The organism is Deinococcus soli (ex Cha et al. 2016) (assembly GCF_001007995.1).
Classification (GTDB): domain Bacteria; phylum Deinococcota; class Deinococci; order Deinococcales; family Deinococcaceae; genus Deinococcus; species Deinococcus soli.
In genome coordinates, this window is sequence record NZ_CP011389.1 from 210,228 (window position 1) to 224,149 (window position 13,922).

General features: G+C 70.4%; 13 protein-coding genes. 10 read left to right on the forward strand and 3 right to left on the reverse strand.

The window, feature by feature from the left end; translation table 11 throughout:
- Positions 1-41: 41 nt before the first annotated feature.
- A complete protein-coding gene (locus SY84_RS01045; RefSeq protein WP_245621372.1) occupies positions 42-1,256 on the forward strand; it encodes a sugar efflux transporter in 1,215 nt (404 codons plus the stop codon).
- Positions 1,257-1,314: 58 nt separating this feature from the next.
- Here the strand turns inward: SY84_RS01045 and SY84_RS01050 are convergent, their stop codons facing one another.
- Positions 1,315-2,718, reverse strand: coding sequence for an aspartate kinase (locus SY84_RS01050; RefSeq protein WP_046842439.1), 1,404 nt, complete (start codon positions 2,716-2,718; stop codon positions 1,315-1,317).
- 408 nt (positions 2,719-3,126) lie between these two features.
- On the opposite strand from SY84_RS01050, the gene SY84_RS01055 reads away from it, so the two are divergent.
- The 4 genes from SY84_RS01055 (at position 3,127) to SY84_RS01070 (ending at position 7,197) form a co-directional block, all read left to right on the forward strand.
- Positions 3,127-3,663 carry a spore coat protein U domain-containing protein gene (locus SY84_RS01055; protein WP_157882838.1) on the forward strand — a complete coding sequence of 179 codons (537 nt, stop codon included), beginning with the start codon at positions 3,127-3,129 and terminating at the stop codon, positions 3,661-3,663.
- Between the two features lie 165 nt (positions 3,664-3,828).
- Complete coding sequence (locus SY84_RS01060; RefSeq protein ID WP_046842441.1) at positions 3,829-4,230, forward strand: hypothetical protein; 402 nt, start codon at positions 3,829-3,831, stop codon at positions 4,228-4,230.
- Positions 4,227-4,943 (forward strand): molecular chaperone, encoded by a 717-nt coding sequence (locus tag SY84_RS01065; RefSeq protein WP_046842442.1) that lies wholly within the window; start codon positions 4,227-4,229, stop codon positions 4,941-4,943. The genes SY84_RS01060 and SY84_RS01065 overlap by 4 nt, the downstream gene beginning before the upstream one ends.
- Position 4,944: 1 nt before the next feature.
- Positions 4,945-7,197 (forward strand): hypothetical protein, encoded by a 2,253-nt coding sequence (locus tag SY84_RS01070; RefSeq protein ID WP_046842443.1) that lies wholly within the window; start codon positions 4,945-4,947, stop codon positions 7,195-7,197.
- Here SY84_RS01070 and SY84_RS01075 read toward each other — a convergent pair.
- Positions 7,191-7,526, reverse strand: coding sequence for a hypothetical protein (locus SY84_RS01075; protein ID WP_046842444.1), 336 nt, complete (start codon positions 7,524-7,526; stop codon positions 7,191-7,193). The genes SY84_RS01070 and SY84_RS01075 overlap by 7 nt on opposite strands.
- 284 nt (positions 7,527-7,810) lie before the next feature.
- Here SY84_RS01075 and SY84_RS01080 point away from each other — a divergent pair, with 284 nt between their 5' ends.
- The 5 genes from SY84_RS01080 (at position 7,811) to tpiA (ending at position 12,634) form a co-directional block, all read left to right on the forward strand.
- Positions 7,811-8,362 carry a YceI family protein gene (locus tag SY84_RS01080; RefSeq protein WP_229755742.1) on the forward strand — a complete coding sequence of 184 codons (552 nt, stop codon included), beginning with the start codon at positions 7,811-7,813 and terminating at the stop codon, positions 8,360-8,362.
- A 180-nt stretch (positions 8,363-8,542) separates the two neighbouring features.
- Positions 8,543-9,535 (forward strand): type I glyceraldehyde-3-phosphate dehydrogenase, encoded by a 993-nt coding sequence (gene gap, locus SY84_RS01085; protein ID WP_046842445.1) that lies wholly within the window; start codon positions 8,543-8,545, stop codon positions 9,533-9,535.
- Positions 9,536-9,614: 79 nt separating this feature from the next.
- Positions 9,615-10,787: a phosphoglycerate kinase gene (locus SY84_RS01090; protein WP_046842446.1), complete on the forward strand. Its 1,173-nt coding sequence runs from the start codon at positions 9,615-9,617 to the stop codon at positions 10,785-10,787.
- 82 nt (positions 10,788-10,869) lie between these two features.
- Complete coding sequence (locus SY84_RS01095) at positions 10,870-11,901, forward strand: GNAT family N-acetyltransferase (protein WP_052750993.1); 1,032 nt, start codon at positions 10,870-10,872, stop codon at positions 11,899-11,901.
- Position 11,902: 1 nt separating this feature from the next.
- Positions 11,903-12,634, forward strand: a complete 732-nt coding sequence (gene tpiA / locus SY84_RS01100; RefSeq protein ID WP_046842447.1) for a triose-phosphate isomerase — start codon at positions 11,903-11,905, stop codon at positions 12,632-12,634.
- Positions 12,635-12,869: 235 nt separating this feature from the next.
- On the opposite strand, the gene SY84_RS01105 is transcribed toward tpiA, so the two are convergent.
- Positions 12,870-13,898: a potassium channel family protein gene (locus tag SY84_RS01105; protein ID WP_157882840.1), complete on the reverse strand. Its 1,029-nt coding sequence runs from the start codon at positions 13,896-13,898 to the stop codon at positions 12,870-12,872.
- Between the last annotated feature and the right edge of the window lie 24 nt (positions 13,899-13,922).

The following is a 13,922-nucleotide window of genomic DNA, read 5'->3' on the forward strand; positions in this document are numbered from 1 at the left end:
GGGCACGGGTTTAAAGTGACCCCCATGTTCGGACGGACCTCATGACCACCACCGCCCCCCCCGCGCCCGGCAGCGGCCTGGGCGCCATGCTGCGCCTGCCGCACGCCCTGCCGCTGGCGCTCAGCTGCTTTCTGCTGGGCTTCGGCCTGTCGCTGGCCATCCCGTTCACGGCGCTGTACGCCGTGAAGAAGGCCGGCCTGAGCCCGCTGCAACTGGGCATCTTCCTGACCGTGAACGCCATCAGCGCCGTCGCGGTCGCCACGCTGCTGGCCCGCTGGTCCGACCGGCTGCCCAACCGCAAACCCATCGTCCTGGCCACCATGGCCGCCGGGACCGCCGCGTACGCCCTGATCGGCGTCACCCCTCACTTCGCAGGCCTGCTGGTGATCGGCGCGGGCCTGCTGTCCCTGGGCGCGGCCGCGTTCCCGCAGGTGTTCTCCTTCGCGCGGGCCAGCCTGCAGGATGTCCCCGCCGACCTGGCCGACCGCGCCATGACGCTCCTGCGCGCCGTGTTCAGCCTGTCCTGGGTGGTCGGCCCGGGCCTGGGCGCCGTGATCCTGGGCGCCGGGAACTACACGGCGGTGTTCCTCAGCGCGGGCGCGTGCTTCGCGCTGGCGGCGCTGCCGCTGCTGCGCGTCCCGGGGCGCCGCCCGCAGCCCACGCCGGGCATCACCCCGGACCTGCCCGACACGCCCCGCCCCGCCGCGCGCCGCGCCATCGCGCTGGGCGCCCTGGCATTCGTCCTGTACGGCATGAGCATGCAGATGGGCATGGCGATGTTCCCGCTGTTCGTCACCGAGACGCTGCGCGGCACGAGCGGCGAGGTGGGTTTCCTGGTCGGCCTGTGCGCCCTGCTGGAGATCCCGGTGATGATCGCGCTGGTCACGTGGCGGCGCCTGCCGGGCGTGCCCACGCTGGTCGCGGCGGGCATGGCGCTGTTCGTGGCGCACTTCGCGCTGGTGTACGTCGCGGACAGCCTGCCGCTGCTGATCGCCGCGCAGGTCATCCGCGCGGTGGTCCTGGCGATCCTGGCGGGGCTGGGCATGACCTACTTCCAGACCCTGATGCCGGGCCGCTTCAGTGCGGCCACCACACTGTTCGCGAACACCGGCAGCATCGGCGGGATGCTCAGCGGTATCACCAGCGGCGCCGTCGCGCAGACCCTCGGGTACCGCAGCGTGTTCCTCGTGTGCGCCGCGCTGACCCTGCTGGGCTTCCTGGTGATGATCTGGACGCACCGCCGCAGACCGGAGTGACCGGACAGTCAGAGGGGGACCGGGCGCGCGGCCCGGTCCCCCTCTCCCCTGCTTCTGATCAGGCGGTCGCGGCGCCCAGGCCGAAGGCGCGGTGGACGGCCAGGGTGGCCGCGTCCACGTGCGCGGCCTCCACGGCGACGGACACGTTCAGTTCGCTGCTGCCCTGGGAGATCATCAACACGTTCACGTCCTGATCGGCCAGCGCCGTGAACATCCGCGCCGAGACGCCCTTCTGACCGCGCATGCCGCTGCCCACGATGGCCAGGACCGCCACGCCGGGCTGCTCCTCGACCTTCAGTTCCAGGCTGACCCCGGCGCGCAGCGCGGCCAGGGTGCGTTCGGCGTCCACGGTCTGCACGGCCAGCGACACGTTGCTCATGCTGGACGACTGCGAGACCATCAGCAGCGTGACGTTCTCGCGGGCGATCGCGTCGAACACGCTGGCGATCACCTCGGGAATGCCGAGCACGCCCGCGCCGCTGACGTTGATGATGCTGACGTTGCGGATTGCCGTGACGGCCTTGACGGGGTGACCGTCCTCGTCGCGGGGCTGCGCCTGCACGAGCGTGCCGGGGAAGTCCGGGTCGGCGGCGCTCTTGACGCGAAGGGGAATCCCGCTCTCCTGGAGGGGCGTGACGGCCAGCGGGTGCAGCACCTTCGCGCCGAAGTAGGCGAGTTCCATGACCTCGCCGTACGACAGGACCTCGATGTTCTGCGCGTCCTTGACCACGCGGGGGTCGGCGCTCATGACGCCGTCCACGTCTTTCCAGGCCCAGACCTCATCCGCGCCGAGCGCCTTGCCGACGATGGTGGCACTGAAATCGGTGCCGCCGCGCCCCAGGGTGGTAATCGCGCCCTTCTCGGTCTCGCCCATGAAGCCTGCCACGACCGGCGTGACCCCGGCGGACAGCAGGCCGCTGAGGCGGTCCTTGACACGTTCATAGGTGTTCGGCATGGGCTTGGCGTTCCCGAAGTGGCTGTCGGTCAGGATGCCCGCCTCGCCGCCGGAGAGGTGGTGCGCGCGCAGGCCGTCCTGTTCGAGCGCGAGGCTCATCAGGGGCGCGGAGAGACGCTCGCCGAACGCGACGATCAGGTCGCGGCTGCGGGGCGTGAGTTCGCGCAGCAGGTACACGCCGTACACGGCCTGCCGCAGGGTCTCGTGCATCTCGCGGATCTCGCGGACGGTGATGCTGTCAGGCGCCGCGCCGAGTTCCTGCGCGGCCGTGAAGTGACGGGTGCGCATCAGGGCGATCTCGTCGTTGGCGGCGGCGATGTCGCCGGACTGCGCGGCGTCCGCAAGTTTCAGTAGCTGGTTCGTGACGCCCGCCATGGCCGAGACGACCACGACGACCTTCACGCCCACGCGGACGGAGCGGGCGGCCAGGGAGGCGCTGTGGCGGATGGCGCGCGAGTCCTGCATATTGGTGCCGCCGAACTTCATGACGAGGAGGTCGTAACTCATGGCGTGCAGTATGACCTGACGGGCGGGGCGGTGGGACCGGGGCGTCTGGGCAGCGCCGGTACCCTGCGTGCGGCCCTGAATGAGAACGCCAGCCGGGCTCAGATACTACTCATGAATTCCCCATGTGACGGGGTCCACGGGGCGGGCGTTACACGCCGGAGGCCCAGGATGGCCGGTTCAGCGCACCTCGCCAGCGCAGCTGACATTCCACAACAGAGGAGCGTAACGCCCCTGCAACGAGCCAGTAACGTCACACGCGGCAACAAATTGACCGTCCCAGACATGAGAATTATAGTTTTCCTCAGTCCGGTGACCCGCGTACCACAGCGTTCAGATGACAGCTTCTGGGGAGAAGCTGGCGGCGCCCCATGCGCCGCGCGCCAGCACCCACCGGACAGGAGGAAGGCCATGAAGAGAACCGCTCTGCTGCTCGCCGCCCTGAATCTCGGTCTGGTCCACGCCCAACAGGCCGCCTCGGTCACCCTCCACCCCGCTGTGGAGGTCTCGAACGTGTGCGCCATGGGCGACGAGAACATCAACGGCATGAACATCGACGGCCCCGCAGGGTTCCCGGCGTTCGACTACAACGCCCTTGACGGGGACGGCGGCGGCGTCGAGACGCCCGTCCTGAGGATCCGCTGCACGGCCGGGACAGCCATTACGCTGGGCATCAACGCGTCTGGGGCGGGCTCCGAAAGCCTCGCCCCGCAGAGCCTGTCCAGCACCGTGAACAGCACCTTCGACGGCCTGATCTACCTGCAGGGCAGCGGCTCGGTGCCGCTGAAGGCCATGTGGAAGGTGCGGGTCAACACCAATCCCTCCAGCAGTGCCACCACGCCCGACCGGTACGCCGGGTGGCTGAAGATGACCGCGCCGGACGGTCAGTGGGGCGTGCCCGCCGGGACCTACACCGGTACGCTGGCGATCACCGTCTCGTACAACTGAGCACGGTGTCCGTAGCGCGATCTGCCGGCGCGGACCGGTCCTGAACACCAGTCCGGCCGCGCCGGCAGACGCGCTGGCAGGAGCATCAGGGGCCGGACGGTGCGGGGAGACTCCGCCGTCCGGGCCGTTTCATTCCCGGCCAGGTTCGGGATTCCCGGAGGCCATATGAGGACAGGTGCAGTCTGCTGGAGCGTCTGGCTGCTGGGCGGCGCGCACGCGGCGTGCCTGCCCGTGAGCGCCAGCCTGGACGCTGATCCATACAACGCGCTGCGCGGCGCCCGCCCGACGCTGGCGGTCACCGTGACCTGCGCGCGGCCCGGCGACCGGTTCCGGTTGGACCTGGGACTGCTGGATGGCGGCGCGGGGGCGCTGCGGCTGGTCGGGCCCGGCGGGACGCTCCTGGCGACTGTTGCGGGTGGGGACGGCACGGCGTGGCGGGGCGAGCGGCGCGGCACGCAGGTGGTGCGGGTGCCGCTGAACATCCTTTCCGGGCAGTGGGTGGCGGGCGGCACGTACCGCGCGGCGCTGGAGGTCACCGTGGTGAACACACGACAGGAGACGCCGTGAGGCGCGGGGCGCGCGCGCTGCTGGTCCTCGCGCTGGGGGCGCTGGCGGGCGCGCAGGGGTTCGGGTTCACGCCGACCGTGCTGAACCTCGACCCGACGCGGTCGCTGAACACGCAGACGACCATGCTGAACACCACGCGGGTGGCGTCGAAATTCACGGTGAGTGTGAAAGCCTGGCGGGTCGAGGGCGGACGCATGGTCCTGACCGACACCCGGGACCTGCTCGTCAACCCGGCCGAGTTCATCCTGCCGGGCGGCGCGTCGCAGGTCGTGCGGGTGGGGCTGCGCAAGAAGCCCGGCGCGGCCGAGGTCGCGTACCGGCTGCTGGTGCAGCAGGTCCCGTACGGGACGAGCGTGCCGCAGACGACCGTCGCGGCGGACGGGATCGACGTGCGGCTGGACCTGCCGACGACGTTCTCACTGCCGGTGTACGTGGCGCCACCCGGCGCGGCGGCGCGCATGAGTTTCGACGCGCAGCGGCAGGGGAACGACCTGATCCTGCGTCTCGCGAACGCCGGGACGCGGCACGAGACCTTCAATGCGTTCCAGGCAGCGCGCGGGGACACGCGGGTGGACCTGGCGTCGCTGGCGGTGCTGGGGGGCGCGTCGGTGACACTGACCCTGCCCGGGCTGGGCGCGCGGTCCGGGGACCTGACCCTGAGCTTCCTGAACGCAGACGCGAAACCGGCCCGCGTGACCGTCCGGGTGCCCTGAGATGCGTGCCGCGCACCTTCCAGGCCTGTCGGCGGCGCTGTGGGCGGCGACGCTGCTGTGGGCGGCACCCCCGGTGGGGGCGCAGTCGGGGGGCTCACCGGAACCGGCCGCGTGCGCCGCGCCGGAGATGCTGCTAGAGGTGGTGGTGGGCGGTGCGCCGCGCGGCGCCATGCCGGTCCGCCTGGGCGTGGACCTGGCGGATACGCTGGTCCCACCCGACGTCCTGCGCGCCGCGGAGGCCGGGTACGCGGCGCAGACGGTGTCGTGCGACGGCCAGCCGTTCGTGAGGCTGTCCGGGCAGGTGACCGTCACGTTCGACCAGCCCCGGCAGCGCCTGCTGATCCGCCCCCGTCTGGACCGGTTGCAGGGCGACACGCTGAACCTCGCGGGGGCCGCGGCGGGCGCGCCGACCGGCGGTCAGCCGGTGTGGGGGGTGGAGTACGGGGCGGACGTGCAGGCCACGTATGCCGTCACCCCTGCGGCGGGGGCGCCGCCCGCCGCACTGAACGCGACCGTGAACGCCGACGTGGGGGGATCGGGCGGCGCCTGGAGCGGCTCGGCCGGGGCGCTGCTGGAACGGTCGGACGGGTCGTGGCGGGCGCAGCCGCGCGCGCAGGTCAGCGTGGGCGTCACGGACAGCGTGCGGGTGGGCGCGGCGTGGAACGCGCAGCCACTGGAGGGCAGTCCGGGCCTGAGCAGCAGTGACTTCCGGGGCGTGGCGCTCGGCGCGCAGGGCGGCTTCACGCTGCTGGACCCAGAGCGGCGCGTGGACCTGCCGCTGGAGGCGGACGTGCGGGTTTTCCTGGATGGCCGTGAGGTCGCGGCGAGGCGGGCCGGGCCGGGCGTGCTTCGTCTCGTGGACATTCCGCATCCGGCGGGCGCGCCGCTGACCGTGCAGGTTGAGGTGACGGACGAGACGGGCGTGCGCGTGCAGGAGTGGGTGCTGGAGCCCGATCCGGACCCGCTGCCGCGCGGCGCGTACCTGGCGGCGGTGCGGGCAGGCTCGTCACGCGGCGCGTGGGGCGCGGACGTGCGGGGCGAGTACGGCCTGGGGCGCGGCTGGCGGGTGGGGGCGTCCGGGAGTGCGCAGCTGGGCGGGTCGCTGTCGGCCGGGGCGCGCGTGGCGTACACGGACGCGCGTGGGGGCGCGCAGGCCAGCGTGCAGGTCACTTCGGCGGTGACGGGCGGGGTGCGGTCGACTGTGACGACGCTGGGCCTGCGCGGCGAGACGCAGGTGGGCGCGGCGCGGGTGTCGGCGTTCACGGTCCTGCCGCTCGGCGCGTGGCAGGACACGCAGCTGGGCGCCGCCCTGAACGCGAACCTGGACCCGTGGACGCTGTCGGTATCGGCGCGGACGGCGCTGCGGCGCGACACCTGGAGTGTCGAGGGCAGCGTGACCCGCACCTTCGATACGGTGGGCAGCGTGACGCTCAGCGCGGCGGCGCAGCCGGGCGGCTGGCGGCTGGGCGTGGCCGGCGGGTACCGGCCTTCGCCCAGGTGGGACCTGACGGGGGGCGTGCGGGCCGTGCAGGTGCCGCCTGCGCCGGGCTCAGAGGCCCCGGCGGTGGCGTGGCAGGCCGCGGCGGGCGCAGCGTTCCAGGTGGACACGGGCAACCGCCTGACGGCCCGCGTGTCGCGGGACGATCTGGCGGTGGGGGGCAGTCACGTGGGGCGGGTGCTGGCCTCCGGCGAGGTCGGCCTGCGGGGCGCGTTGGCGCGGGTGCAGGGGGCGGTCGTGGCCCTGCCGGACGGCCTGAGTGCCCAGGCGACGCTGGGGCAGCGGGCGGTGCTGCTGCAGACCGGCGTGCCGGGCCTGAGCATCCTGCTGGGCGGGGTGTTCGTGGGGCGGACGGACGCGGCAGGCAGCATCCTCCTGAGCGGCTTCACGCCCGGCGAAACGGCCGAGGTGCGCGTGGATCTGCGGGACGCGCCGTTCGGCGTGCAGGTGGGCACGGACCGCCGGGTGATCGTGCCGCCGCAGGCAGGCCTGACGGTGCTGGACTGGCGCGCGAACTTCCGGGTGCTGCGCTGGGTGCAGGTGCGCGGCCCGGACGGCACGCCGGTCGGGAACGGCAGCGTGGTCTGGAGTGGCGGGTCAGTCCTGCTGGACGACGAGGGCTTCGGGCTGTTCCCCGCGCAGGTGGTGCGGGGCGAGGTCCGCTCGGCTGGTGACGAGGTACTGTGCGTGCTGGACGTCACGCCGGGCGCTCAGGAGGTCCGCTGCGGGACGCCGCCTGACCAGCCGGGTCAGTAGTAGACGAGTTCGGTGCCGTCGCTTTCGGTGGCGCTCACGCGGGTGTAGACGTTCAGGGTGCCGCCCATGGGATCGTCACTGGTGGCGTTCAGGCGCCACTCTCCGGCAGGCAGGCGGCCGTACAGTTCCGGCAGGGTGCGGGGGTCGGTGGGCCGGTAGTCCTGCGTGCAGCGCAGTGCGAGGGTCTGGGCGTCGCTGCGGCTGACCTCGCACACGGCGCGCACCGTGACGTGGATCGGGATGGTGATCTGCGCGGCGTGGGCAGCACTCAGGGCGGCGCCGAGCAGGGCGGTGAACAGGGTCAGGGCGGTGCGGTGGGGTCGGGGCATGTGAGGGTCCTCCTGGGCGGGCCTCACCGGGGGTGGGCCTGATGCCACGCAGCGTAGGGACGCCGCTGGCACCCGCCTCTTGCAGAAGCGGGACATGAAGAGAGGTTTCCGACACGTGGCGGCGTACCGGACGCCGTGGTCTGGGAGGGGCGACCCCACAGGGTTCTGAGGGCAGTCGTGTGGGCGGGGAGCGCGCAGCGTCAGCCGTGCGTTTGCAGCGTGATGCGCCTGAACCCAGATGCTCGTTTCACCAAGTATTCACCCGCGTGCCGCACCATCAGGGCATGAAAGGACACCTCATGCTGGGACTGACGGGCGCTGCCCTGCTCGCCTCCGGTCTGGCGTTCGCGGCCCCGTACGCCGCGACGGCCGGCACCGCGACCTTCTCGCACACGGTGCGTTTCATTCCGGTGCGCGGCAGCATCGCGGGCGTCACGGCCAGCGTGAACCTGGACCCGGCGAACCTCGCGGCCACGACCGGCAGCGTGACCGTTCCGGTGGTGAATCTGAAGACCGGCATCGGCCTGCGCGATACGCATGCCAAGGGTGCGGAGGCGCTGAATACTGCGAAATTCCCGAATGCGACGTTCAAGCTGGAGAAGCTGACGGGCGGGAAACTGGTCGAGGGCCAGACACTGTCCACCACCGCGACCGGCACGCTGACCGTGAAGGGCACGGCGAAGAACGTCAGCGTGCCCGTCAAGGCCACGTTGCAGGGCGGGAAAGTGAATGTGAGCACGCAGTTCAAGTTCAATCCCTTCGATTTCGACGTGCGTTACCCGGGGAGTAGCGACTCTGTGACGGTGGACGTGGCGTTCGTGCTGAACGCCGGGTAAAGTCCGCGGAAGGCCGTGAGGACGGGGTGGCTGTGGCCGCCCCCTTTTTTTGGACTTGGTTCACGAATGCCTTGGTGTACAGGTGACACGAACCGCCGATCCTGCGACCCGCGTTACACTGCGACATGCGAGGTCATCCGCCCCAGCACTGGGGGCGGCCCTCACGACTGGAGGCACAGCATGAAAGTAGGGATTAACGGCTTCGGCCGCATCGGCCGTCTGGTGTTCCGTGTTCTGGAAGCTCGCGGCGTTGAAGTGGTCGCCATCAACGACCTGACCGACAACAAGACACTCGCCACCCTCCTGAAGTACGACAGCACCGCCGGCAAGTTCGACGGTACCGTCGAGTACGACGACGCGTCCCTGACCGTGAACGGCAAGAAGATCCACGCGCTGGCCGAACGCGACCCCGCCAACATCAAGTGGGGCGAGATGGGCGTGGACATCGTCATCGAATCCACCGGCATCTTCACCAGCCGTGACGGCGCGGGCAAGCACATCCAGGGCGGCGCCAAGAAGGTCATCATCACCGCGCCCGCCAAGGGCGAGGATATCAGCGTCGTGCTGGGCGTCAACGAGCAGGACTACGACCCCGCGCAGCACCACATCATCAGCAACGCCAGCTGCACCACCAACAGCCTGGGCGCGCCCATGAAGCTCATCGACGAAGCCTTCGGGATCGAGAAGGCCATCATGACCACCGTCCACAGCTACACGAACGACCAGCGTGTGCTGGACCTGCCGCACAGCGACCTGCGCCGCGCCCGCGCCGCCGCCGTGAACATCATCCCCACCAGCACCGGCGCCGCCAAGGCCGTGTCGCAGGTGTACCCCGCGCTGAAGGGCAAGTTCGACGGCACCAGCCTGCGCGTGCCCACCCCCACGGGCAGCATCAGCGACGTCGTCGTGATCCTCAAGCGTGACGTGACCGTCGAGGAAGTCAACGACGTGTTCCGCAAGGCCGCCGAGGGCAGCCACAAGGGCATCATCGCCTACACCGAAGATCCCATCGTGCTCTCGGACATCGTGGGCGACCCCCACAGCGCCATCATCGACGGCGGCCTGACCATGACGATGGGCAGCCTCGTGAAGTTCTTCAGCTGGTACGACAACGAGTGGGGCTACAGCAACCGCATCGCCGACCTCGTGCAGCTGGTCCAGCAGAAAGGCTGACCGCCACACCCTGATGGTTGATAGAGAGGTGGCCGGTCCATCCTCTATCAACCATCACCTTTTCCCCCGGAGAGACGACATGCAGAACCTCAGTCAGCTGGATGTGCAGGGCAAGCGCGTGCTGGTGCGCGTGGATTACAACGTTCCCGTCAAGGAGGGCGTGGTGCAGGACGACACGCGCGTCACCGCCAGCCTCCCCACCATCAGCGCCCTGCTGGACGCCGGCGCGCGCAACGTGATCCTGATGAGCCACTTCGGCCGCCCGAAGAACGGCCCCGAGGAGAAGTACTCCCTGAAGCCGGTGGCGCCCGTGCTGGAGAAGGTGCTGGGCCGCCCCGTGACGTTCATCGCCGGGACCGCCGACAGCGACGAGACCCTGGCCGCCGTGCAGGCGCTGCCCGAGGGTGAGGTGGCGCTGCTGGAGAACGTGCGGTTCAGCGCCGGTGAGGAGAAGAACGACAGTGGCCTGAACGGCAAGCTGGCCCGCCTGGGCGACGCGTTCGTGCTGGACGCCTTCGGCAGTGCCCACCGCGCGCACAGCAGTGTCAGTGGCGTGGCGGCGCAGCTGCCCCACGCGGCGGGCACGCTGCTCCAGACCGAGGTGGACGCGCTGGGCAAGCTGCTCAGCGGCGCCGAGCGGCCGTACGTGGTGATCATCGGCGGCGCGAAGGTCAGCGACAAGATCAAGGTCATCGAGAACCTGCTGCCCCGCGTGGACAAACTGCTGATCGGCGGCGGCATGGCGTACACGTTCATCAAGTCGCAGGGCGGCAAGATCGGCGAGAGCATCCACGAGGACGACCAGCTCGACCTCGCCGCGCGACTGCTGCGCGAGTACGGCGACAAGATCATGCTGCCCGTCGACGTGATCGCTGCAGACGCATTCAGCGCCGACGCGAACACCCAGGTGGTCGCCAGTAACGCCATCCCCGACGGCTGGCAGGGCCTCGACGCCGGCCCCGAGACGGTCAGGCTGTACAGCGAGGCCCTGAAAGGCGCGAAGACCGTGTTCTGGAACGGCCCGCTGGGCGTGTTCGAGTTCGCGAAGTTCGCGGGCGGCACGAACGCCGTCGCAGCCGCGGTGGGCAGCCTGAAGAACCAGGCGTACACCGTCGTGGGCGGCGGGGACTCCGTCAGCGCGGTCAACAAGAGCGGCAAGGCCGACCAGATCGACCACATCAGCACGGGCGGCGGGGCCAGCCTGGAACTGCTCGAAGGCAAGGCCCTGCCCGGCGTCGAGGCGATGAAGTAACCCTGCGCCGGGGAGGCCTCCGCGCCTCCCTGCTCACCTGCGCCGCGCCGCCGCACCCGTCCGTGACATGCTGGGAGGCACCATGACCACAACCCCCGTCGCCGTCCAGCACCGCGATCACACCGCCCTGACCGAGGAGTTCGCGCGGACGCTCGTGGCACACCTGAACCGCCTGCGGGCCGAGTCCCACCCGCACGACCCGCCGGTCGACCCGGCGAACGTGTGGGGGCAGATGCAGCACCTGCCCCCAGTCCTGGAACTGGATTTCTGGACGGTAGAGCAGGACGGGCAGATCGTGGCGCACGCCCGCACGCAGCTGTTCACGGTCGGGGAGAACGGGCATCTGGCCGAGCTGGAGCTCATGGTCTCCCCTGCCGCGCGGGGGCGCGGGCTGGGCCGGACGCTGCTGGACCATGCGGCGCGGGCCATGCGGGAACGCGGGCGGACGCTACTGATCACGCAGACGAACGACCGTGTACCCGCAGGTGAGGCGTTCGCGCGCCGCGCCGGGTTCCAGCCGGGCCTGAGCAGTCACGCGAACCGCCTGCTGCTCTCGGACATCCCGGACGGCCTGCTGGACGCCTGGACGACCCGCCCGGACGACGGGTACACGCTGGAGGTCTGGACGGACGGCGTGCCGGACGCGGACCTTGATGCCTACGCGGAACTCCTGAACGTCATGAACAGCGCCCCCCGCGACGACCTGGACATGGAGGACCACCGCACCACTCCGGACGAGGTCCGTTCGATGGAGCAGCTGGCGCGCGCCGGGGGCCGCGCAGCGGTCGTGGCGGTCGTCCGTGCGCCCGACGGGACGCTGGCGGGCCTGACGGACGTGTCGTGGCGCCCCGCGCAGCCGGGCATCGTCAGCCAGGGGAACACGGGCGTGCTCCCGGCGCACCGGGGACACCAGCTGGGCCGCTGGCTGAAGGCGGCGAACGTGAGTGAGGTCATGCGGCTGAACCCGCAGGCGACCGAGATCCGTACGCAAAATGCGGACAGCAACGGCCCCATGCTGAAGATCAACACCGACCTGGGCTTCCGCCCGTTCATGGCGTCCACCGTGTGGCAGGGCGCCGTGGCGGACGTGCTGTCCGGGCTTGAAAGGAACTGACATGAAGAACCTGCTGGCACTGAACTGGAAGATGAACAAGACCCCCACCGAGGCCCGGGCCTGGGCGCAGGAACTCGGCGAGAAACTTGAAGCCGGGCAGGCGGAACTGGCCGTCATGGCTCCCGCGATCACCCTGAGCGCGCTGGCCGCGAATCTCCCCACCGGCGTGGGCTTTGGCGGGCAGGACGTGTCCGCGCACGAGTCCGGTGCGTACACCGGCGAGATCAGCGCCGCGATGCTCAAGGACGTCGGCGCGACATACGCCGTGGTGGGCCACAGCGAGCGCCGCGACTACCACGGCGAGACCGACGCGGTCGTGGCCGCGAAGGCCCGTCAGGCGCAGGCGAACGGCCTGACGCCCATCGTGTGCGTCGGCGAGAAGCTCGATGTCCGTGAGGCGGGCGAGCACGTGCCGTTCACGCTGGCTCAGCTGGCGGGCAGCCTGGAGGGCGTGGGCACCGACGTGGTGGTCGCATACGAGCCCGTATGGGCCATCGGTACCGGCAAGACCGCCACTGCTGAGGACGCCGAGGAGCTGGCCGCCGCAATCCGCAGTGCGCTGGAGGAACGCTACGGCGACGCGGCGGCGGGCATCCGCGTGCTGTACGGCGGCAGCGTGAAGCCGGACAACATTGCCAGCATCTGCGCGAAACCGAACGTGAACGGCGCCCTGGTGGGCGGCGCGAGCCTGAAAGTCGCCGACGTGCTGGGCATGAACGACGCGCTGAAGTAACGCTGATGGCCTGCCCTTAGGGGTGGGCTGTTCTTTGTAGACCGTAAGTGAATGTTTTCACGATTTCTCAGCACGTGAAGGATTTGTTTACTATTCCGTCCGGGCCTTCTGTCATTGATCTGGGCGACGACACGGGTGTGTCCCGAACGCATCCGCCCGCAACACGTCATCCTGAATCTTCCCAGCAGGCGCCGGAGCGTAGCTTCATGGCGTCAGCCGCTGGATCGTCCGCCGCTCAATCGGCCATTCGTTCATCCGCTTCAGGGGTCGCCACCTGATCCCAACGCCACTCTCCAGCGCGGGCCATGGCGTGCAGGCGGGCCCGCAGGGCGGCGTGGCTGCGCAGGTCCTCGCGGAACGCCTCCCGGGACCGGAGGGGCAGGCCCGCCTCGCGCAGTGACGTCAGGTCCGGTGTGGGCGGCACCTCGGCGGCGCGCAGGAGCGGGTGGCGGGACTGGGTGCGCTCAAATGTGCGGCTCAGGCTATCGACGCTGGCCAGGGCGCGCTTCAGGCCGCGTGGGCAGTCACCCCGCAGCGCACCCTGGATGATCAGCAGCGCCTCCCCCAGCGCCGGGAGGTGCAGGTCCAGCGCGTCCTGCCGGTCATGGTCATGGAAACGGTGCAGGTAAGGGGTATTCAGGTGCGCGGCGTCCAGGCGGTTCAGCAGATGTTGCAGGTCTCCCGTGAGGCTGGACAGGCCCCGGTCGTGGTCCTGCACGGCGTTCACGATCAGCGCCTGCGCGCCGGGCCCCGCGCGGTGCAGCAGCAGCGCCAGTTCGCGCCGTTCGGTGCGGGCCTGCGCGATGGGCACGACGAACGTGATGGCGAAGGTCAATAGGAAGAACCCGTTGATGGCGGCCACGTCCGTCATCACGCGCCAGAAGGCCTGCGGGGCGATGATCTCGCCCAGGCCCAGCGTGCTGATGGTGTACCCGACGAAGTAGAAGCAGGCGACGAAAGTGGCGGGCTGACCGCTCTCGGCGCCGACCAGCGCGCCGGGGTGCGACCAGAAGATCAGCGTCCAGCCCAGCCACGTCAGGAGGGTCCATGCCGTGAGGGTACCCGTGATGATGACTGGCGTCGCCCAGGAGAGCAGCGCGCGCCGTCCGGAGTGATGCGCGGCGCGGCGCAGCAGGCCGTACAGCGGACGGTGGATGGCGCGGCTCAGGCGGCCCTCACCGGTCTGGATACACGTGACGATCAGGTCGAGCAGGACCGCCACGACCATCAGCGCGCCGGGAAGCCAGAGGAGGGACCTGAGCATGAGAGGCATTCTCACGGGCCGCGC

What these genes read in the sequence shown, in the direction of transcription:
- gap (WP_046842445.1), top strand. Translation starts at nt 8,543, where the DNA reads ATGAAAGTAGGGATTAACGGCTTCGGCCGCATCGGCCGTCTGGTGTTC.
- SY84_RS01105 (WP_157882840.1), bottom strand. Translation starts at nt 13,898, where the DNA reads ATGCTCAGGTCCCTCCTCTGGCTTCCCGGCGCGCTGATGGTCGTGGCG.
- SY84_RS01075 (WP_046842444.1), bottom strand. Translation starts at nt 7,526, where the DNA reads ATGCCCCGACCCCACCGCACCGCCCTGACCCTGTTCACCGCCCTGCTC.
- SY84_RS01045 (WP_245621372.1), top strand. Translation starts at nt 42, where the DNA reads ATGACCACCACCGCCCCCCCCGCGCCCGGCAGCGGCCTGGGCGCCATG.
- tpiA (WP_046842447.1), top strand. Translation starts at nt 11,903, where the DNA reads ATGAAGAACCTGCTGGCACTGAACTGGAAGATGAACAAGACCCCCACC.
- SY84_RS01095 (WP_052750993.1), top strand. Translation starts at nt 10,870, where the DNA reads ATGACCACAACCCCCGTCGCCGTCCAGCACCGCGATCACACCGCCCTG.
- SY84_RS01050 (WP_046842439.1), bottom strand. Translation starts at nt 2,718, where the DNA reads ATGAGTTACGACCTCCTCGTCATGAAGTTCGGCGGCACCAATATGCAG.
- SY84_RS01070 (WP_046842443.1), top strand. Translation starts at nt 4,945, where the DNA reads ATGCGTGCCGCGCACCTTCCAGGCCTGTCGGCGGCGCTGTGGGCGGCG.
- SY84_RS01055 (WP_157882838.1), top strand. Translation starts at nt 3,127, where the DNA reads ATGAAGAGAACCGCTCTGCTGCTCGCCGCCCTGAATCTCGGTCTGGTC.
- SY84_RS01080 (WP_229755742.1), top strand. Translation starts at nt 7,811, where the DNA reads ATGAAAGGACACCTCATGCTGGGACTGACGGGCGCTGCCCTGCTCGCC.
- SY84_RS01090 (WP_046842446.1), top strand. Translation starts at nt 9,615, where the DNA reads ATGCAGAACCTCAGTCAGCTGGATGTGCAGGGCAAGCGCGTGCTGGTG.
- SY84_RS01060 (WP_046842441.1), top strand. Translation starts at nt 3,829, where the DNA reads ATGAGGACAGGTGCAGTCTGCTGGAGCGTCTGGCTGCTGGGCGGCGCG.